This window comes from Paenibacillus doosanensis (assembly GCF_025060755.1).
Classification (GTDB): domain Bacteria; phylum Bacillota; class Bacilli; order Paenibacillales; family NBRC-103111; genus Paenibacillus_S; species Paenibacillus_S doosanensis.
Genome location: NZ_JANYUY010000032.1, coordinates 1 through 21,176, shown reverse-complemented (window position 1 = coordinate 21,176; position 21,176 = coordinate 1). Strand labels below are relative to the sequence as shown.

Genomic DNA, 21,176 nt, shown 5'->3' with positions numbered 1-21,176 from the left:
CCGCATCCAGCTTCAGCTGGATCGGCGTCAAACCATTCCGCTGGGATCGTTCTATGGTTAGACATTACTTTCGGGGGAGCCCCCGGATTTCCACAGGAAATTGCCGCGCATCATTTCCTAAACAACAAAAAAAGCGCTTCTTTCGGCGGAAGCCGGATGCGCATTCTGGACGAAAAGCTCTACGGTTAACAACCAACCGTAAGCGTATGTACGTACGAATCCGACACTTCCCTATTCTCCGTAGGTAGTGGCAAACTGATAGGCAGGTCTCCTGACTCGGGAATCCCGGCTTCCTCGCCGCCTTCCCGGAATGCTGATCATCCCAGTGGCTTTTGGCGCGAAGCTCCTCCCTTACAGTGGCGGGACCGTGCCGGAATTGCACCGGACTTCCCTTTTAAGCTTAACGCTTCAAACAAGCGAAAAGCACCGATCAGCACAATATATAGAATGCAGAATTAAATGTACCTCAATATATTGTGATTGTCAATGATACATTTGTCCCACTCTGCACAAAACCGGACGCAATCTTTCGCCGCCCCGCTCCCGGCAAGGCGAAGAAGCCTTATGGCAAAAGGAGAGCCGGGGTTCATGCTGCTTGCTCCTGAACGCGGTCGTTCGTCCTTGCAAGGCTTCGCTATAAACTGCTTATAGAAATGCGGTAAAAACGCCGATCGCGCCATGCGGAAAATGCCGGTTGAAATCCGGGGACAAGGGCGAACGCCGACGCTTCCGCAGCCGGTTTCCGCTTGCTTCGTCTTCTTCGGCAGCGGGCTTCCGGCATCTAGCGGTTTAACTCCCAAGCGATGCGCAAGCCTTCGAGCACAAGATCCGGATGCGTATGCTGGATCGTCCGCGACTCGGGCGAGATCAGCTCCGACAAGCCCCCCGAGGCGACCACCGTAAAAGGCAGTCCCGTCTCTTCCTTCATTCTGGTCACGATCCCGTCGACCTGCCCGGCGATTCCGTTCACAATGCCGTACATCATGCTGGACGACGTATCATGGCTAAGCCCCCTCTCGGGGCTGGTAATATTCACCGAAGGCAGCTGAGCCGTATTTTGGTACAGCGCCTCGGCCGATATAAATCCGCCGGGCAAAATCGCTCCGCCGAGAAATTGCTTTTTGTCGTCCACGACATTGATCGTCGTCGCCGTTCCGAGACCGATCACAATGACGGGCGCGCCATAAAACTGAAGGGCCGCTATCGCGCTGGCGATCCGGTCCGATCCGACCTGCGCGGGATGATCGGTTTTGATGGTGAGACCGGTTTTGATCCCGGGTCCGAATACAAGCGGCTCCAATCCCAGATGACGACGGGAAACTTCGCGCAGCGCCGCCAATAGGGACGGTACGACCGTGCTGATCACGACGCCTCCCAACGCGGAATAATCAAACCGGCTCCGGACAAACAACTGGCGCAGCACGATCCACAGCTCTTCCGCAGTCATATCGCGCTGCGTAGTGATTCTCCAAAATTGGTTCAGGCTCGTCCCGCCGTAAACCGCCAGCTTCATATTCGTGTTGCCGACGTCGATGACTAGTATGTTTTCCTGCATCGCTCATTCTCCTGTGTCCAACATGTCATTGCTATTATAAACAATTCGAAGAGTCGCCGCTACAAGGCGAAGCGGAAATTTATTTTAACCTGCCGGCGGACAGGCCGAAAACCTTTACGGCGCGCGGTATGAAACGCATGACGGAAGGTTACATTGATTTTATAGGGAGTGTGTTTATTCGCCTAAATTCGACGCCGCCATGTTCATTTTCGCCGTAATGTAGTAAAATAACATCAATTTATGTCTATTAGTTAGGAGATTTTGCGATGAGCAGAGAACAAGATTCGACATTGCTGTTACGAAGGCTGTTGGCCATGAGCAGACAGCTGAAGCGAGCGATACAGCAGATTAATAAAAACCCCTATCTTAACCACTCGACGATTTCGGTCATCTTCCAGCTGGAGCAGCAATCCATGAAAATGAACGATATCGCCGACTATTTGTGCATTACGCTGGGAGCCGCGACCAGTCTTGTCGATAAGCTGGAACGGCAGCAGTTCGTAGAACGAATCCGTTCCCAAGAAGATCGCCGCATTATTTATGTGCAGATGACACAGGCCGGCAAAGAAAAGATGTGCAATTTGCGCAAGCAAATTTTTAACGAAGCCGAAGTGATCTTTCATCAGGCGTCCGAAGAGGATATCCGGCAGTACATCGAATTTGCCGATAAAATGGAAAGCTTGTTAAGCGCTTACAACGACAACGCTGAAAAAAACAATTGAATCACGAGCTCCTTAAAGTGGAAAATGACGTTTATTGAAACCGCTGTCATTGGCGAACGACCATCAGTGTCGGATATATCCGAAAAGCCGCAGACAAAAGGCCGCTTCCTCCCGGCAAGGCGTCAGCCAAGCTGGGGGAAACGGCCTGTCCGACGCAGCGCTTGTCAAGCGCCGGCAGCAGTCATCATTGCGATGCAAACCGGCTCGGAGACGGCGATCCGATGGCCGGTCCACTCCAGCTTCCCGTCATCCTCGCGGCGGCGGAAAACCGTAATGTCGTCGGACTCCTGGTTGGCGGCAAGCAAATATTGCCCGTCCGGGGTTACCGCGAAATTACGCGGCGTCCGTCCGCGGGTGTGAACGTGCTCCACCAGAGCGAGCAGGCCGTCCGCTTCGTTCACCGCGTAAACCGCTATGCTGTCGTGGCCGCGATTGGAGCCGTAAAGAAACCGTCCGTCCGGAGATAAGTGAAGATCGGCGGACGTATTCGTCCCGTCAAAATCATCCGGCAGCGTGCCGATCGACTGAAGCGCAGCCAATCTCCCTTCGCTTGTATCATAATCGTACACGGCGATCGTACAGTTCAGCTCATTGATCGCATAGATGCGGTTTAGTGCGGGAAGAAACGCCAAATGCCGAGGCCCCGCGCCTTTCTCCGTATCCGTCTCCCCATGAGGCTCAAGCTCGCTGCCGCTGCCGATGCGGTACACGACCAGCTTGTCCCGGCCAAGATCCGGCACGATGGCGTACCGTTCGTTCCAATCGGGAACGATGGAGTGGGGGTGCGGCTCCAGCTGCCTGTCCGTCGCCTTGCTCGCTCCTTCATGACGAATCACCTGAGCCGCCGGCCGGATCGATCCCCCCGGTCCGGTCAGAGGAAACCTCGCTATGCTGCCGCCCGAGTAGTTGGCGGCCAGCAAGCTCGGCTCCGCTCCCGCTTGGCTTAAGCTGACGTAGCAAGGATCGCTGCCGCGGGTAAACTGGCGCTCTCCGCGCTCGGACAGCTTCCCGGAAGCGCGGTCGATCGCATAGCAGGCAACGGCTCCTCCCGGCTCGCCGTCCGTTTCTTGAACCTCGCTGACTGCGTACAGCATCTGTCTCTTTGAATCGATCGTCAAGAAAGAAGCGTTGCGAAGCCCCGTCACCTGCTGAACCAGCTCGAACGCTCCCTCGGCCGGATTGCACCGGTATACGGATATACCGGCCGCTTCTTTATGCGTATAGGAGCCTACATACATGAATACGTTGTTGCCGCTTGCCGTTGGCATCAGGATCAGTCCCTTCTACAATCTGTAAAACCGGGCGGCGGTAAGACCGAAAATTTGCTCCCGCTCCGCCTCGGACAAATGCTCCGGCAGCGTCGATTCCAGCAGCCCGTACACTTCGCCGTACTCGGCGGCCAGCAGGCATACCGGCCAATCGCTGCCGTACATGATGCGCTCCGGACCGAAATGCTCGACGACATGCCGCACGTACGGAACGAAATCCGCTTCGCTCCAATTGCGGTGATCCGCCTCCGTCACCATGCCGGACAGCTTGCAGTACACGTTCGGATGCTCTGCGGCTATCGCCGCGATATGCGTTGTCCACGGTTCGCTCTCATGCGCCGAGATGACCGGCTTGGCGATATGATCGATGACCGCGTGCAAATCGGGCAGCAGCTTAAGCAGTTTGCGCGTGTCCTCCAGCTGATGGGTCTTGATCAGCAGATCGACCGGAAAGCGCTCTTGCTCGAAAAATCGCAGCGCTTCCAAAACGGCCGGGCGAAACGCGAATTCCATGTCGATGTCCTGGAGCATGACGCGTATTCCTTTGAAAAACGGATTGGCTTTAAACGCCGCGTAATGGTCCCGGAAAGCGGGATCTTCCAGGTCCATCCAGCCGACCACTCCGGCTATCGTCCGGCTTTGTCCGCAAAGGCTCAGCATAAACTCGGTCTCGGCGAGCGTCGGCGCGGCCTGAACGACGATCGACTTGTCGATGCCGTGAGCCTGCAGATGCTCTTCAAGCTGCGCCGGCAAAAAATCGCGGTACAGCACGGGCGTCTCCGGGGAAAGCCAATCGTAATCCCCGCGGTCCAGCTTCCAGTAATGCTGATGCGCATCAATTCTCAACGTCATTTCCTCCCCATACCGTTAAAATCAAACTTGCTAGTTTCTTCCTCTTCCATGTCTGATGATAATACATGTTCTGCCGTTTCACAACATCCGCATCTCCCCTGCGCTAGTGTAACCAAGGGGCGGCGCCGCCATACGATTCCGGCGTTACGGGACAAGCCGTTGCAAAAAGCCGGTTGACAGCGCCGAAGCAGCATGGTATTATTCTCAATAATTTAGTAACGAACAGACCGTGATGGGGAAAGTAGTCAAGGTGGATTATCAAGCGATCCGGGGACGGTGAGAGCCCGGATAGGAAGCCCTGCCGAAAGCCGCCCCGGAGTCGCCCTCTGAATCTTTGAGTAAGAGCAGGCCGGTGATCCCCGTTATAGGATAAGAGTGGACATAATAATGTCAATTTGGGTGGTACCGCGTGAGCTAAGCTCTCGTCCCTTTCCGGGGATGGGAGCTTTTTTTGCTGCTTCAAGAAGCGACGGCAGCGTTCATCTTCTCCTGCGGATAACGACGGACTTGTTCCCCCTTGTTTAGGGAGAACGGTCCCGGAACCCTTCCCGTGCGACCGCTGGCGCGGCATCGGCAGAGCCGGTTTCCGCCGCCCCATAGTGCCGCGTCGGATAACCTGGCATCATTATGTCAATTAGGGTGGTAACGCGTGAGCTATGCTCTCGTCCCTTTCCGGGGACGGGAGCTTTTTGTTTTTTCCAAATTTAAGAGAGCTGGTGAACTGTTATGCAATTCAATTGGTCCGAACGCATTTCTCCTACGATCAGAAACATTCCGCCGTCAGGGATTCGCCGTTTTTTCGATATGGCTTCCGAGATGAAAGGCGTTATTTCCCTCGGCGTCGGGGAGCCCGATTTCGTCACGCCGTGGAACATTCGCGAAACCGGGATTTCGTCCTTGCGCGACGGTTATACGATGTATACTTCCAACGCGGGCTTGCTGGAGCTAAGGGAAGAAATCGCTCGCCACTTGCACGAGTGGTATAACGTGCGGTACGAGCCGCGCAGCGAAGTGCTCGTTACCGTCGGCGTCAGCGAGGCGGTCGATCTGGCGCTGCGCACGATCATCCACCCCGGAGACGAGGTGCTGATCGCCGAGCCCTGCTATGTTTCCTACTCCCCGTGCACCGTCATGGCGGGAGGCGTGGCCGTGCCTTTGCCTTCCGACGCGGCCAACGAATTCCGGATTACGGCCGAGCAGCTGGAAGCGGCGATAACGCCTCGCACGAAGGCGCTCTTGATCAATTATCCGAACAATCCTACCGGAGCTACGATGCCGCGCGAGGAGCTGCTGAAAATCGCCAAAGTCGTGGAGAAGCACGATTTGATCGTCATCTCCGACGAAGTGTACGATAAGCTGACCTATGTCGGGGAGCATACCTGCTTCGCCGAGCTGCCCGGAATGAGAGACCGGACGATACTGCTGAACGGCTTCTCCAAAGCTTACGCGATGACAGGCTGGAGGCTCGGCTATGCCTGCGGTCATCCGGAGGTCATTGCGGCCATGACCAAGATTCACCAGTACACGATGATCTGCGCGCCTATCACCACGCAGAGAGCGGCTGTCGAAGCGCTGCGCAACGGCACGGAGGAGATGAAGCAGATGGTCGCTTCGTACGATCAGCGCAGACGCCTCGTGCTCAAAGGATTCGAGGAGATCGGCCTCTCCTGCTTCGAACCGAAAGGCGCCTTCTACGCTTTCCCGTCGATTAAGGCTACCGGGATGACCTCGGAGCAGTTCGCCCAGCGGCTGCTGGAATCGAAGAAGGTTGCGGTCGTCCCCGGCAACGTGCTGGGGGAATGCGGCGAAGGGCATATCCGCTGCTCCTACGCCTCCTCGGTGCAGAACTTGACCGAAGCCATCGAACGGATGGGAAGCTTTCTGCACGAGCTGCGGCAGCAAGGAACCGCGATCGTATCCGGCTAAAGGAACGCCCGCTTACGGAGCCTGCCGCCCGGCCGCTGACCGGCCAGGCGGCGCGCTCTGCCCAAGCGAAAACAGCGGCCGTTATTTCCGCCAACGCCAACAATCAGAAGGACTTCCGGGCATATTCGCCCGGAAGTCCTTCCTATCCCTGCCGCCGCAGGGCTACTTCTTCTTCAAGCCGTCGAGCAGCTTGCTTGCTTCTTCGTCCGCCGTCCGCATCATGGTGTTGATGTCCATCTCTCCGGCGGAAAGCTTGTTCAAGTTTTTCGTATAGGTGGCGAGAATCGGAACCTGACTCTCTTCCACGGTTTTATCCGCGATGGCCGGGAACTTATTATAGAAGAACGCGCCGAAATTTTTGCCCTTGAACGCGCTCTCCTGTCCGAGCGCCTTTTGAATCTCTTCGCTTTTCAGCGAGGTCATAATTCCCTTCTTCGCATACTCCATCTGGTATTCGTCGGAGGTCAAATATTTGATGACTTCCATCGCCGCGTCCTTATCTTTGGCCATTTTCGTAATGGCGAAATATCCGGGGTACGACTGCGGGCCGACGCCCGGCGCGTCCGGCATCGTAGGCTCCGAGACGATATCCCAGTTAAATTTGGACAGCTCTTCTTTCATCACAAGCGGCATTAAAGGGGAAGAAATGAACATGGCCAGCGACTGATCTTTGGCGAATTGATTCAGGTCGAGAATTTTGCCCTTGTTCGCCTGCATCGCCTTTTGGTAGACCGGATTTTGCGTCGGCTGCAGCAGCTGCAGCTCCAGAACCTGCTTCCACTTTTCATTCGTAATCGTGGGGCGCATCGCGCTCTTATCGAGGAGCGGAAGCGAGTATTGATTCGTCAGGAACAAATGATTGACCGAAGGCGAAAACCCGGTGTACAAGACGCCGTCCTTCTCCACATTCAGCTTCTTCGCCAGCTCGTCCAGCTCGGTCCAGGTCATGCCGTCCTGCGGATACGGCACGTTCAGCTTGTCGAACAGGTCTTTGTTGTAGAACAGCGCCATGCGCTCGTTATAGACCGGGAGGCCGTAGATCGCGCCGTTGCCGAGCTGCTTCATCGCATCGATCAGGGAAGGCTCGAACCGGCTCAAATCCACCTGATGCTTCTTGATCAGGTCCGACATGTCGTAGCTGAGCTCGTACACCATGTTGCTGGAAGGAAAGGAGCCGATCGAATCCCAATGGATATCGATGCGCGTGCCGGCGTTGATCAGATCGGGCAGATCGCTGCCCTGTGCCCGCTGTATGTATTTGATCGTGTAATTCGGAAATTTTTTGCGGATCGCGTCTCCGTACCGTTCGTTAAAGCTCGCCTCCGAATCGCGGCTCATCGAGTAAAATACGAGCTCGACCGGATCTTTGCTTTCCTTGGCCGATGCGTCCTTGACCTCCTCCGAGTCGCCGGAGCCCGAGCCCGATCCGCCGCTGCATGCGCTTCCAATCAGGCTTACAGCGGATAATAAGGCTAACGTGCTCGCCGTTTTCCATTTCATATGGCGTAATTCCCCTCTCTTTTTATTCCTTTTCATGAAAAATATGACATACAAAGCCGGGACAAATCCCCCAAAAGCCATCCATGCCGCTACGCGGCACCACAGACAATGGAAATGGGGTAACAAGAGTAATTTCCAGGGTAGTGACGTGATGCTCTGAAGCTTATTCCGTCCGCATCCAGCTTCAGCTGGATCGGCGTCTAACCATTCCGCTGGGATCGTTCTATGGTTAGACATTACTTTCGGGGGAGCCCCCGGATATCCACAGGAGATGGCTGCGCATCATTTCCTAAACAAGCACAAAGGCCCGATCACGGATGTGATGCGAGCTTTGCGCTTTATTCGGCTGTCCATCCGGCATCATCCGGCAGGCTTAGTCCGATCCGGCCGCCGCTTCCGCTTGCGCAAGAGACGGTCCGATCAGTTCCAGGCATACGATGGCGTTGAGCGACCATTGGGATACCGTATTCGTGGCGATCCAGGGAATTTCCCGGATCGGGCGGATATAACCGAGCTCGTCTACCGCTTGCGCACTATGGCCCAAATGAACATTGCCGACCTCGTCGTTCAGCAGGATCGACCAAGCCAGCTGCGCCAAAGCGGCATCCTGATTGCGGGACGCGGCATAGGCGGCGATGCCGGTAGAGAACATCGGCCAGGAATACCCTCCCTTGCCCAGTTCGCCGACAAGCTTCTCCTCCTTCACCTCTCTCGGCAAATTGTAAAATTCGCCGATCTCCGCCAGCATGGTTTCCCATTCGGGGTCCTTAAGCATGAAGGCCAATTCCATCCACACCTGCGGACCGCCCATGCAGATCGCCAAATGGCCGCCGGCGTTATTGCCCATGTCGTACAGCTTACCGGTTTTCGGATCGTAGCCGTGCACCGCGAGGTTTTTCATCCGATTCGGCATCCTCTTCAAGCTTTCGATTCCGACCAGCAGCTTGTCGCGGTAAGAAGTATCCTCATAACGCTCCCAGCGGGTCATCCAGTTGGAGCTGAAAGCCGCCCAATCCGGACCTACGCGGGCATGGGTCGGGTATTCGTCTTTCGGGAAGTAGTACCGCATCGGGTCCAGATGAACCGTCGTATAATCCGAATCGGTCACTTCGTTCATAATGTCGCCGATCCGCTCGTCCGCGGTCAAATAATAGTAGAAGCGGTGAAGCCCGGCCATGCCGATCCGCGCTTCCTTGCAGCCGCAGCCCCAGTGAACGACGTTATGCCGGGAGCCGAGGCCGGCGTATTCGCCGAAGTGATAGACGTCGACTTCGCTCGTATGGCGCGTCATCGCCTCGGCCAAGCGGAATATATCCTCGCGTCCGGAACGGAGGAACATGTACCACAGCCACATATTCGGCACGAGCTCGGTATTTTGCCAAGCGCAGCCGCCGATATCGTAGCGCCACGTATGGCGGGTCGGATCGTAGCTGTGCATAACGTCGCCGTAGTCCCAGAAGCCGTACCAGCGGCGCTGCTCGATTTCTTCCTTGTAGAACTCGATCGCCGCGTCCAGCTGGTCTTCCAGCCGCGCGTGAGCGGATGTGCTGCGGTTCGGAAGACTCCAGATGCCGAAGGCTCGGGCTTCATAATAATGCTCGGGGCGGCATACGAGCAGAGACGGGGATTGGCATTCGAGCGCCGCCGCATGAAGCTCGGCATGGCTCGGCGTCCGTTCGTAGCAGCCGAGCGCCAGCTCGCTCGTATTCGCTATGCCGTACGGCGTGCTGCGCATCTCGTCGAAGCCTTCGTACGACGATTGCAGATGAGTCGTCGTATCGTAATGACGCAAATCCATCGGCTCGGCGTCCGGCGACCAGAACCATGCCGTCAGCTCCGCCTCTTCCTTGGACGTATGATGAAGCTCCAGCGAGGAAGGATACTTCTTCCAGAAATTGCGCACGCCGACGCTCAAGCCGCCGTTCTCGCCTCCGGCGTAGGCGGTGCCGAGCGAGCGCTGTCCGAACGCCGCGCGAATCCAAGCGCAGCCCTCCTGCGTTCGCTTCGTAATAGTATACGAATCGGCCGAGCTTTGCACGAGCTTGAAGTCGTCCCATACGGCCGACTCCTCAATAAGCCCGATGAAGCGCTCGTCCTCTTCGGGATCGAAGCTGACCGGTTCTCCGGCGGTCTGGCGGCGGAACAATTCCTCGTACTTGCCGGACGTACGGATCGTCATCAAATGCTTCGGCGATTCGGCGAAGATCCCGGCATCTCCGGCGAACCGGACGTGACGGTTGTACAGCGGCCCGTTCATCGGCACCTTGAACGTCATGCCGAGCCCTTTGATAAAATCCATATGCGGGTTGCCGTCGAACTTGAACGTGTGGATAGCTTTGATCGTAGGCTGTCCCGCATAGAAATAGAGCCGCAGCGAGAACGGCAGCCATTCCCGCACACCGGCGTGAAGCTTATGGTTGCCCTCGATCCGCACGACGGCGCGCACCGGACCGCTTTGTTCGACTGCGACGCTCGAGATGACGCTGGAGAACGGATGCTCCTTCCTCGTCACCACGCCCGATGTCGCATGGCGCTCCTCGCGGATGCAGAGGAGCCGGCCGCCGGTGCAGACAAGCGAGCCGCCGCGTTGAATCGAGCGGATCAGCGACGAGCCTTCGCGGTTCAACCGGCAGACGATGCTGCCGGTATCGACGACCACCTCATCGTCCGAGGACGTCACCTTAACGCCTGCCGCCGCGGCGGGCGCGCCTTTGCTCAAATAATACGCATCCGAACGCTCTCCGGCGATAGACGCCGCATGCGCGGACCATTTCACGCTGCCGTCGGGCCAATAAGCCGTCGGCCAGCTTTGCACAGGCACCGCTTCTCCGCCGGCTCCCGTAAGAGCAAGCGGTTCGTCGCGCTGCAGCTGCCCTTCCGCCCACGGTATCCCCCAGGTCACTCCCAGCCCGTCGGCGGCATGACCTTTCGTTCCCAGCCATTTCAGCTCTATACGATCGGTTTGTACGCTCATCGTTAAGTCCTCTCCCTCACCTTATTGGACCTTGCGGAAATAATGCGATAATCCCGGATATAACGCCGCAAGCTCGGCCGCCGCAATGCGCGCGACCTCCATCGCTCCGCGCTCGTTGAAATGCGTGTTATCCCGCGCGCCGTCCGGATAATTCGGGTGCTCGCCGGGCTCCAGCCACGTGAACAGCCGCTTTGAATCTTCCGGCCCCAGCTTGCGGTACAGCTCGCCGGTCTTCGCCTCCATATCGATCAGCAGCACGTCCTGCTCGGCGGCCAGCTTCTTCATCGCTTCCGGGTAATCGCCGTGCGTAGCCAGCAGCTGCCCGTCCGCATCGAAATGCCGGCGGGCGACGGAGGTGAACAGGACCGGCACCGCTCCCTTCTTCCGGGCTGCGGCAATATACTGCATCAGGTGATCCAGATACGTCGTGAACGGCTCCGTGTGCCGCTGCTCGTCCGGCTTCTCGTCGTTATGTCCGAATTGGACGAACAAATAGTCGCCCTGGCGAAGCCCCTCCGCGATGGGCTTGAGGCGCCCTTCGGCGATGAAGCTCTTGGAGCTCCGGCCGCAGGAAGCGTGGTTATGCACTTCGGCTTCCGCCGTCAGCAGCGCGCCGAGCATCTGCCCCCACCCGGCCATCGGCGCTTGATCCGCCGGGTAGCTCGCCGCCGTGGAATCGCCGGCGATATAAATTCGTATTGCGTTTGTCATAAGCTATCCTCTCTCCAATGCATAAACATTCAAATTCGCATACTCGCCGATCATCGGCGCCAGCTGCCTGAAGCCGATTTTGCCTCCTTCGAGCCGTTTGCCGTACGTTACGCCGTCGTCCTTCCACTGAAATACCGTCATCTCATTGATCATGAATACGATCTCATCCTGCCATTTCAGCAGCTTGATTCGATACGGGCCGGCCGCATCTCCGACGGAAGGAATCGGGTCGCCTCCTTGCGCAACCAGATGAAGTCCGAAGCTTTTGCGCAGATTGCACGTATGGAAGCTGCGCTCGTCCGCCTCCTTGCGGCGGAAGTATGAGACATGATAAGCGTTCATATCGCCGTGATGATACTCGGGGTATACGCCTGTCCGCGGCGCCAGTCCGGCGTCGAACAGGTCTTCCCCTTGAGCGCCCGCGGCAGAGAAAAACGTCATGCAGAGACCCGGCTCGCGGACCGGCCAAAATTCCCAGGTCGCCGCTATGGAGTCCGGGAAATCCACAGGACACCAGAACACGAAGTTCGCCTGTTGGCCAAGCTTCGGGTCCAGCACGTTTTCCATGCGCATTCTGCCTTGCGGAAAGATGATCGCCGCCTGTCCTTCCATAATAAAATCGCCGACATCCTTTTCCTTGGCGAACGGATTATGATAGATGCGTTCGCCCAATGAATACAATGATGAATCGATTGCCGTCATCTGCTGTCTCCCCCTTATAGTGTAGTACCAATGTACCGCACATCCGCTTTTCCGGCCATTGTAGATTTTTGAGCCGGGGGCAGCATTGCTTAATACTTTATTGCACCGCTTCCACTTCCTTGCAATAGGCTGAATCGGCCGGCCCGGTCTTGAGCCCGCCGTTTCGCGGGCCGCGGCCTTCGGGTTAACTGCTGCATATCGGCTGTTTCCGCGCCGCGCCGCGCCGCCAGCCGCTCATACAAAGCGGCTGGCGGCGTCACTCCCGCTAACAGGCCAAAAGGACCGTGTCGCAATGACACGGCCCTTGCCCGCAGCCTTATTTCTTGGAGGCCTGGTACAGGTCATTGATTTCTTTGACGTAGTCGTCGCCGCCGCTCTTCTTCCACAGCTCTACCGCCGCTTTAAAGCCCGCCTCGTCGATCTGGCCTACGATAAATTTCGTTCTCGCATCGTTGATGATGTTATCCAGCTGCGGTCCTTTTTGCGCGTATACGTTAGACACGAGCGGTTCGGCCGGGTTCGCCACGACGATGGATTCGTTCGCTTTCTGCACTTCATTGGATTTAATGCGAACCGGAGTTTGCACGACCTCCAAATAGCGGTTTTCCGGAATGCCCATGAACATTTGGTTCAAGCCGCTTAATTCCTGATCCATCAAGGTCGTGTCCTTCGCCGGCTCGATACCGCCTTCCACTTTCTTGTAATGCTTGCCTTCGATGCCGTTAAAGCCGAGATTTTGCGCCGTTTCGTCATTCAACTTATCCAGGAAGGCGAGCACCTGGCGAAGCTCGGCCTCGGTTTTGACCGTCGATTTGGAAATCGCCAGCATGCCCGCATACCCGGAGGTAGGCAGCGCGCGATTGCCCTTAGGTCCGGCGACGGAGCCCAGAATGTCCATGAAATATTTGTTCTTGTCGTCCTTGCCCGCCTGCTCCAGCGCCTTGTGAATCTTTTCGTCGATCCGTGCCGCGTTATCCGTGACGTCGACGATAACGCCCGCCTGGCCGTTGACGATCGGGTCGGTCCATTTGTTCGAGTCCATCACGGCAAAGTCCGCATTGATCAGCTTCTCGTCATACAGCTTTTTGAAAAATTTCAAAGCTTCCATATATTCCGGCGTATAATGGGCAGGAATCAGCTTGCCGCTCTCGTCCGTCCCCCATTTGTTCGGAACGCCGAACCAGGTCTGCATAATGTCGAACGGTCCGGTATATTTGGAAATGACCATGCCGTACGTATCGTTTTTGCCGTTTTTATCCGGATCTTTGGTTGTAAAGGCTTTCAGCATGTTATAAAAGTCGTCGATCGTCTTCGGCTCTTGCATGCCAAGATTATCCAGCCACTCCTTGCGGTAGACGATGCCGTTGCGGCCGAGCGGTCTGGCGCGGTAAATGCCGTAAATTTTGCCGTCGACCGAAATATTGTTGTTGACGATCGGATTGGCTTTGCTCAAGTTCGGATAATCTTTCAAATAGGGCCCGACTTCCCAGAACGCGCCGGATCGCGCCGCATTGATGAAGCTCGCCGTCTTGTCCTTGATGACCATGACGGTCGGCAGCTTGCCCGACGCCAGCGTAATATTGATTTTGTCCGCATAGGAAGAGTCCGGCACCCAGTCCAGATGAATTTTCGTATTCGTGTACTTCTCCAGCTCGGCGACGACCGGGCTGCCGTCCTTGGGAAACGTCGGCTTGAACGCCGGAAGCATAATGCTCAGCTCAAGCGGACCTTGCGCCGCAGAGCCGCCTTCTTTGCCCGCGGAAGCTTTATCGCCGCCGTTTGCGGCACAGCCGGTTACCGCCGTCACGGCGATGGCGGAAAGCATAACTCCGCTTGCCCAGCGCTTCATCGATTTTTTGGTGGATTTCATACCATGATTGCCTCCCTTTGATCTCTTCATAGAATAATATAAATGGGTGATAGGTTCTAGCTATTTATATGAACCCGCACTGCGAGCGCCTATCCTCATACGGCAGTGCGGGGAGCCCGTCGGTCGAAAGCGGCCGTCAGCCTTTGATCGAACCGATCAATACCCCTTTGGCAAAATGCTTTTGCAGGAACGGATACACCAGCAGAATCGGAATCGTTCCCACGACGATAACGGCCATTTTGATCGTTTGCTCCGGCGGCTGGACGAACGTCGGGTCGAGCTGACTCATATCCCCGATGCTGCCCTGGGACAGCATGACCAGCTGCCGCAGCATCACCTGCAAAGGCCATTTGTCCGGATCGTTGATGTAGAGCAGCGCCTGGAAAAAGTTGTTCCAATGGCCTACCGCATAGAACAGGCCGAAGGTCGCCAGCACCGGCTTCGACAGCGGCAGAACGATTCTCCACAGCACGCCGAGCTCGGTGCAGCCGTCGATTTTGGCCGCTTCTTCGAGTCCCGGGGGCAGCTCCTGGAAAAAGTTTTTGACGACGATCAGGTTAAACGCGCTGATCGCGCCCGGCAGCATCAAAGCCCAATAGGAATCGAGCAGGCCGAGATTTTTGACGATCAAATACGTCGGGATCATGCCCCCGGAGAACAGCATCGAGAACAGCACGAGATTCAGAATCGTATTCCGGCCCATCAAGTCGCGGCGCGCAAGCGCATACGCCATCGTGACGGTAAATAGCAGATTGACCAGCGTTCCCATCGCCGTCACATAGACCGAGACGAGAATGCTGCGGAAGAGCGTGTCGGAAGAAAAGATAAACCGGTAGCCCGATAGCGAGAACGTCTTCGGTACGAGGAAGAACGCCCGCTGCGTCAGCTCCGCTTCGGTAGCGAAGGAGCCGGCGATCACGTACAGGAACGGCAGTATCGTCAATAGACCGAGAAGTCCGAGAACGACGTAGTTGATGCCGTCGAACAAGTTGCCCAAAAAGCTTCTATGATGTCTCCCCACTTATTTCCACCCCTTTATTTAGTAAATACCGGATTGGCCGAACCGCTTGGCCAAATAATTGCTTGTGAAGACAAGGATGACGCCGACGATCGATTTGAACAATCCGACCGCGGTACTGTAGCTGAACGCCCCTTGGGTAATCCCCATCATATAGACGTAGGTGTCGAATACGTCGGCGACTTCGCGGTTCAAGGCGTTGGTCATCAAGTAAATTTGCTCGAAGCCGTTCTCCAGAACGTCGCCCACGCGCAAAATCAGCAAAATGATGATCGTGCTGCGCACGGAAGGCAGCGTAATATGCCACATTTGGCGCCAGCGATTCGCGCCGTCGACGATCGCCGCCTCATACTGCTCGGTATCTACCCCGGCTAACGCCGCGAGGAAGATGATCGTGCCCCAACCGCATTCTTTCCACATCGTCTGCAAAATAATGAGCGGCCGGAACCAGCTCGGATCGGATAAGAAGTCGAGCTTATGACCGGTATACTGCTCGAGCAGGCTGTTGACAATACCGCCTTCCGTCGTCAGAAATACGTAGGAAATACTCGCCACGATCACCATCGATATGAAATGCGGCACATAAATAAGCGTCTGAATCGTCCGTTTATAAAGGTCTTTGCGGATCTCGTTGAGCAGAAGCGCAATGACGATCGGCGCCGGAAAGAAAAATACCAGATTGTAGAACGACAGCAGCAGCGTGTTTCTGAGCAGGCGGCCGAAGTCGGGATTTTGGAAAAAGTTGCGGAAATGCTCGAGCCCGACCCATTCGCTGTTCCAGAAGCCCGTAAAAGGCTGATAGTTTTTGAAGGCGAGCAGGACGCCCCACATCGGCACATATTTAAAAATTAAAAAGTAAAGCAAGCCGGGCAGCAGCAGCAAATACATCCATTTATCTCTCTTCAGCCTGCCGAGAAACCATTCCATGGCGCTTTGCCGTTTCCGCTCCTTCGTCCCGCGGATCGTGTCTGTCGTTGTTGTGTGGCCCATAGTTTCACTCCCTATACGAATATCATGTTCACCTATGCGACAAATTCCGATTTAAGCACTTATAAGCTTTCAAGTTTCGATTCGGTTTTGATTCGGTTTCGATTCGTTTCGTCGTTCGGCTGATTCATAAGTCACATTGTGTTGGAAGGGCCGTTTGTTTTCAATTAGACATTCTTGATCCGGCAGTTTCTGGCGTTTACACTTCTTTGGCAAATCTACTCTTTTCTTGATGAAAACGCGAAAAACCCGCTCCAGGAGCGGGTTTTCATGTGCTATCGAGCCGCCGGTGAACAACGTTTCCCCGAAGGCGCCCGCTCTTGCCGGAGCATGGTGAAGAGCGGAGCTTCTCCTGGCAAAGCTAACTTTTGCGGCTCATATCGCGATATTGACTCGGCGTAACGCCTTCGTATTTTTTGAAAATGCGGTTGAAATAACTGTGCTGGTAACCGACGCGCTCCGATACCTCGTTGATCTTGAGATCGGAGTTGCGCAGCATCTCCTTCGCTTTTTCCATCCGCAGATCGGTCAAATAATCGATGAAATTTTTGCCCGAAACCTGCTTGAACGTCCGGCTCAGGACGAAAGCGTTCGTGCCGCAATGCTCGGCGCAGCTGTCGAGAGAAATATCGTTCATATAGTGGGCCTGTATGTAGAGCATCGCCTGCTCGATCATTTTTTTGAGCTGGAAATCGGCGCGGCTTTCCATCGCCGCGATGAACGGGCCAATCACTTTATGCACGAACCACTTTTCGATTTGCTCCGGCTCCCGCAGCTGTCCGAGCTGCTCGAACATATTCGCCGATTTGAACAGCTGATTCGGATTCATGCCGGACTGCATCATCGCGTGCTCCAACGAACCGAGCAGGTTCATCACCCCTTGCTGCACGTCCATTTCCTTCACGCCGTCGGCGGCCAGCGTCTCCATAAACGCCCGGATGTGGCTCTCCGCCTCGCTCTCCTGCCCCATCCGCATCGCTTGAATAATATCGCGCTCCAGCGAAAACGGGTATTGGAACGGCTGCTCCTCCTCCGTCCGGCTGAACGCATCCAGATCGATGATCTGATTCTCGTTGCCGAAGTTTCGGTAGCTAAGCGCCAGCTTCGCTTCCTCGAACAAAAGCGGGATTTTTCTAATCTGAGTCGTCGCCTTGCTCAGCGTAATCGTAACTTGCATCTTCAAAATCCGGTTAATCGTCTGCATCAACGCTTCGCTCAGCTGCTTGAGCTCCGCTTGGCAGGAATCGCCCTGCGGAATGCTGATCAGCAGCCCTGCGGTTAAGTTATGGAAGTTAATGACATGGCAGTCGTCGAACCGCTCGCGCGCGATTTCCTCCGCCATATTCGCCGCCGCGAACGTAATGAGCCCTTCGTCCCCGTGCGAAAACCGGCCGACCGTGTCGAGCTGGGACATGCCGACCAGCTGAATATACAGGACGATATACTGCCGCTGCTCGGTGTTCCAGCCGTAATGATGCATCCGCTCGATCAGATCTTCCTCCGAATAAGCGGACAAATAGCCTTGAATCAGCTGAAGCAAAAACCCTTCCTTCACCTGCGGCAGCTGCTGCTCCAGCTTGCTCTGCAGCTCCAGGCTCTCCCGGTTCATATGCTCCCAATGCCGCTCGATCAGCTCGAATTCGTTTCCTTGCGTCAGCTTGCCTCCGCTAAGCAGGCGCACAAGCTGGTGCAGCGGCGAGTAAATTCGCCTGGATGCAATCCACGCCAGCACGGCGGCGAGCAGCAGGCCGGCGCAGCTCACCAGCACGATCGCCTGGGACAGAAATACGATCGGCTTCTTGATGGCGCTGATCGGAGCGATCGATACGTAGATCCACCTGCTGTCGATACGCTCCAGAGCGCCTGCCGAAACGGAATACGTATTCTTGTCCCATTTGAACAAGAACGACATCTGCTGAACGCCGCCGCGGCCGAGCACTTCCTTCTTGACCGCTTCGATCAGGGACGATTCCCGATTGCTGCCGCCGCCGGTCGAAATTAGCTCCGTTCCGTCCTCCTGCATCATGAAGGCTTCGCCTTCGTCATAAGGAGCAACCGTTTTCAACAAAGAGACGACATTGTCCCGGTCAAGCCTGGCGACCATAAGTCCGAACGGCTCGGAGACGCCTCCGGGAATTTTGTGCACGAGCGCCAAGTCCGTGGTCGTTCCCGCCTTGGTGTTCGTCAGCACCATAGTCCAAAATACGTTCGGCGCTTTCATGGTGATAGATTTGAACTGCTTCCATTCATCCGACTGAATATCGATCAAGCTGAATTCCGGATTAAAGTGAGCGGGCATTTTTCCGTCAATATACAGATCGAGCGATTTGGCCAGCGGCATGGCGCCCTGCATCAGCACGATCGTTTTGGAAATGTCGCGGGTCACGGCAAACTGCGTGTAGAAATCGGTTTCCTTCAAGCTGTAATCAAACTTCGTATCGAGCGCGCCGTGAGACATCGCCAGCTCCATATTGGCAAACTGCCCGTCGATATGCTCGGCGCGCTTCACAATTTGATTTTTGTGCAGCTGCAGCAGCTCATTCTCGATGGTTCCCCCGACAAACCAATAAATAAGCGCGCCTGTGATCAGACCGGGGATGCTCGCGATCAATAAGATAAGAATCAATATTTTACGATAATGCGTTCCTTTGCCGCCATAAAAGCGGGAGCCCCAATGCGTCAAGCGCAATTTCAGCGTATCGGGCAATCCACTTCACCACCAAGCTTATGTATAGTCGCTTTTTATAACATACCTTTATTTATTTTTGTTTTCAACCGTTTTATTTTGAACAGATCGTCTTTTGATTGGTTATTCATTTGGAGAACGGAAGGACATTGCGCTGTCGGCAAAGCTACTGGTGCGGAGGCGGAAGGCGAAGGAGAACAGGGGATGCTGCCCGTAGGCCATGTGGGGATTAATAGAATCAGAGCAAACGGCTCCGATTCATAGGACTGCGCCCTCGGAGGCTTTTTGCCGATTCCCTGATACCAGGCTGATTCGGCGATGATTGCACGCTGATAATTGCAAATTTTTCTGTATCCATGTGTAACCTTTTCCATCTATCTTTCGTCTTATTAGTAAGACTTCGCAAAGATAATAGATTCTGTAGTCAAATTGTAAAACTTTTTTAATGTTATTTTAATAATCGTAATATATCCTATTTACATATCCAATATTAGGTTGGTGATCATTGATGAAACTATTTATTACTGTTCAAAACAAAACTGTGCCTGTGTACACCGATGAGAAAACAAATAAAAAGTTTAATCTATTAAAATCCGCTTTGGAATCCAAAGTGACCAAAGGCCGCAAAGCGATCAAAAAATGTCTCGATTCTTTGATCAGCATCGAAATTGTCGGCTGCGAAGCTATACTTCATTCCTTGAATGAGAGAGATACGCTTGCTCTGTCCCTTTATTGATATGAGACTTGCGTTTCATTCATGTCAGGTTATTCGGGCCTCGGCCGAGGCCCGCGCCTGCCTTGCCCCGGACTGCGCCTGCAGGCAAGTCCCGATCTGCGTCAGCCTGTCTTTATAAGTGCGCCCGCGATTGGCTGTATAACCCGCATTTCATACCGGTTCGGCTGCGGACAGGCTTCTTTTTTCGTTTTCGCAGACGCTAGTTTTGATTTGGATTATTATGAAAACGGTTACAATCCCGTCAATCTGTACGAACGGCCGAATGGCGCCCGCAAAAATTGCTTTTTCCTTTTCCGCGCGCCGGACGGTATAATATCACTATATGACCGGTGAACAAACGGCCTTACAAGGCCATCCATCATATCACCAGTACGCTGTAAGGATGAGAAAGAGTGATTTCATGAACGCGTTACCGATTGATTCCGTTATTCCCGATCTTCTGCCGGCGCTCCGCGAGCGCACTTCCGCCGTTCTGGTCGCTCCGCCGGGAGCAGGCAAGACGACGCGCGTCCCGCCGGCCTTACTCAACGAGCCGTGGCTGAACGGCCGGCGCATCATCATGCTGGAGCCTCGGCGGCTGGCCGCACGTTCTGCGGCCCGCTACATGTCCGCCGCGCTGAACGAGGACGTAGGCCGGACCGTAGGGTACCGGGTTCGACTGGATACGAAAGTCGGCCCGGACACCCGCATCGAAGTCGTCACCGAAGGGATTCTCACCCGCATGCTGCAGTCCGATCCGGCGCTGGAGGACGTCGGAATCGTCATCTTCGACGAATTCCACGAACGCTCCCTTCACGCCGACCTCGGACTCGCGCTATGTCTTGAGGCGCAATCCGTCCTGCGGGACGATCTGCGCATTCTCGTCATGTCCGCAACGCTCGACGCGGAGCCGGTGGCCGCTATGCTCGGACAAGCTCCGGTCGTCGCCAGCGAAGGCCGCAGCTATCCGGTTGAGACGAGATTCGCGAGCCGACGACCGGAAGGACGCATCGAACCGGTCGCCGTCCGCTCGATTCTGAACGCCTTGGAGCAGGACGAAGGCGACATTCTCGTCTTCCTGCCCGGCGAAGGAGAAATTCGCCGCGCCGCCGCGCTGCTCCACGAGCATCTTGCGGCTTCGGCGATGCGCGGCGCGGTCATGGTCGCGCCTCTCTACGGCAATTTGCCGCAGGAAGAGCAGGATCGCGCGATAGCTCCCGGCAAACCTGGTCAGCGCAAGGTCGTGCTCGCCACGACGATCGCCGAATCGTCGCTGACCGTCGAAGGCGTCCGCGTCGTGATCGACGCCGGTCTGATGCGCGTGCCGCGCTTCTCGCCGCGAACGGGCATGACCCGGCTGGAGACGGTCGCCGTATCGCGCGCCTCCGCCGATCAGCGGCGCGGCCGGGCAGGCCGTACGGCTCCGGGCGTCTGTTACCGGCTGTGGACGGAAGCCGACGACCGAAGCTTGCCGGCGCGCGGCGTCCCCGAGATCGCCGAGGCCGATCTCGCGCCGCTGGCGCTGGAGCTCGCGGAGTGGGGCGTCAGCGACCCGGCGCAGCTACGCTGGCTCGACCCGCCGCCGGCGGCCGCCTTCGCGCAGGCGCGCGAGCTGCTCGCCCGGCTCGGCGCGCTGGCCGCGGACGGCGCCGTCACGGCGCACGGCAAGCGCATGGCCGCGCTCGGGCTG

15 protein-coding genes, 1 pseudogene, 1 riboswitch and 1 other annotated feature are annotated in these 21,176 nt (G+C 56.0%); of the genes and pseudogenes, 5 read left to right on the top strand and 11 right to left on the bottom strand.

What is annotated here, in order from left to right; translation table 11 throughout:
* Positions 1 to 244 precede the first annotated feature (244 nt).
* Positions 245 to 446: riboswitch (cobalamin riboswitch) on the bottom strand.
* A gap of 335 nt (positions 447 to 781) precedes the next feature.
* Entirely contained in the window at positions 782 to 1,555 is a 774-nt protein-coding gene (locus N0M98_RS20915; protein WP_259619036.1) for a type III pantothenate kinase, read from the bottom strand.
* A gap of 266 nt (positions 1,556 to 1,821) precedes the next feature.
* Between N0M98_RS20915 and N0M98_RS20910 the strand changes: the two genes are divergently transcribed.
* Positions 1,822 to 2,277, top strand: coding sequence for a MarR family winged helix-turn-helix transcriptional regulator (locus N0M98_RS20910; RefSeq protein WP_249864695.1), 456 nt, complete (start codon positions 1,822 to 1,824; stop codon positions 2,275 to 2,277).
* 164 nt (positions 2,278 to 2,441) lie between these two features.
* On the opposite strand, the gene N0M98_RS20905 is transcribed toward N0M98_RS20910, so the two are convergent.
* Positions 2,442 to 3,545 (bottom strand): lactonase family protein, encoded by a 1,104-nt coding sequence (locus N0M98_RS20905; protein ID WP_259619035.1) that lies wholly within the window; start codon positions 3,543 to 3,545, stop codon positions 2,442 to 2,444.
* 15 nt (positions 3,546 to 3,560) lie between these two features.
* On the bottom strand, positions 3,561 to 4,397 hold the full coding sequence (locus N0M98_RS20900; protein ID WP_259619034.1) for an amidohydrolase family protein: 837 nt from the start codon (positions 4,395 to 4,397) through the stop codon (positions 3,561 to 3,563).
* 220 nt (positions 4,398 to 4,617) lie between these two features.
* Positions 4,618 to 4,830, top strand: a binding site (T-box leader).
* Positions 4,831 to 5,123: 293 nt separating this feature from the next.
* Between N0M98_RS20900 and N0M98_RS20895 the strand changes: the two genes are divergently transcribed.
* Positions 5,124 to 6,323, top strand: a complete 1,200-nt coding sequence (locus N0M98_RS20895) for an aminotransferase class I/II-fold pyridoxal phosphate-dependent enzyme (RefSeq protein ID WP_249864698.1) — start codon at positions 5,124 to 5,126, stop codon at positions 6,321 to 6,323.
* 162 nt (positions 6,324 to 6,485) lie between these two features.
* Here the strand turns inward: N0M98_RS20895 and N0M98_RS20890 are convergent, their stop codons facing one another.
* The 8 genes from N0M98_RS20890 to N0M98_RS20855 all read right to left on the bottom strand — a co-directional run bounded on the left by N0M98_RS20890 (position 6,486) and on the right by N0M98_RS20855 (position 18,792).
* A complete protein-coding gene (locus tag N0M98_RS20890) occupies positions 6,486 to 7,823 on the bottom strand; it encodes an ABC transporter substrate-binding protein (protein ID WP_259619033.1) in 1,338 nt (445 codons plus the stop codon).
* Positions 7,824 to 8,196: 373 nt separating this feature from the next.
* Positions 8,197 to 10,797, bottom strand: a complete 2,601-nt coding sequence (locus N0M98_RS20885) for an exo-rhamnogalacturonan lyase family protein (RefSeq protein ID WP_259619032.1) — start codon at positions 10,795 to 10,797, stop codon at positions 8,197 to 8,199.
* A gap of 21 nt (positions 10,798 to 10,818) precedes the next feature.
* Positions 10,819 to 11,508 carry a rhamnogalacturonan acetylesterase gene (locus N0M98_RS20880; RefSeq protein ID WP_259619031.1) on the bottom strand — a complete coding sequence of 230 codons (690 nt, stop codon included), beginning with the start codon at positions 11,506 to 11,508 and terminating at the stop codon, positions 10,819 to 10,821.
* Between the two features lie 3 nt (positions 11,509 to 11,511).
* Positions 11,512 to 12,210 carry a DUF1961 family protein gene (locus tag N0M98_RS20875; protein ID WP_259619030.1) on the bottom strand — a complete coding sequence of 233 codons (699 nt, stop codon included), beginning with the start codon at positions 12,208 to 12,210 and terminating at the stop codon, positions 11,512 to 11,514.
* 316 nt (positions 12,211 to 12,526) lie between these two features.
* On the bottom strand, positions 12,527 to 14,080 hold the full coding sequence (locus N0M98_RS20870; protein ID WP_259619029.1) for an extracellular solute-binding protein: 1,554 nt from the start codon (positions 14,078 to 14,080) through the stop codon (positions 12,527 to 12,529).
* A 136-nt stretch (positions 14,081 to 14,216) separates the two neighbouring features.
* Positions 14,217 to 15,101 (bottom strand): carbohydrate ABC transporter permease, encoded by an 885-nt coding sequence (locus N0M98_RS20865; protein WP_249864704.1) that lies wholly within the window; start codon positions 15,099 to 15,101, stop codon positions 14,217 to 14,219.
* Positions 15,102 to 15,119: 18 nt separating this feature from the next.
* Positions 15,120 to 16,025: an ABC transporter permease gene (locus N0M98_RS20860; protein WP_259619062.1), complete on the bottom strand. Its 906-nt coding sequence runs from the start codon at positions 16,023 to 16,025 to the stop codon at positions 15,120 to 15,122.
* 421 nt (positions 16,026 to 16,446) lie between these two features.
* Positions 16,447 to 18,792, bottom strand: a complete 2,346-nt coding sequence (locus tag N0M98_RS20855) for a helix-turn-helix domain-containing protein (protein ID WP_259619028.1) — start codon at positions 18,790 to 18,792, stop codon at positions 16,447 to 16,449.
* Between the two features lie 97 nt (positions 18,793 to 18,889).
* Here N0M98_RS20855 and N0M98_RS20850 point away from each other — a divergent pair.
* The 3 genes and pseudogenes from N0M98_RS20850 to hrpB all read left to right on the top strand — a co-directional run.
* Positions 18,890 to 19,029: pseudogene (locus N0M98_RS20850) on the top strand (cell wall hydrolase); the annotation flags it as partial.
* Between the two features lie 250 nt (positions 19,030 to 19,279).
* On the top strand, positions 19,280 to 19,507 hold the full coding sequence (locus tag N0M98_RS20845) for a 3-dehydroquinate dehydratase (RefSeq protein ID WP_249864706.1): 228 nt from the start codon (positions 19,280 to 19,282) through the stop codon (positions 19,505 to 19,507).
* A gap of 400 nt (positions 19,508 to 19,907) precedes the next feature.
* Positions 19,908 to 21,176 (top strand): ATP-dependent helicase HrpB (gene hrpB / locus N0M98_RS20840; protein WP_259619027.1); only part of this gene is annotated, 1,269 nt, incomplete at its 3' end.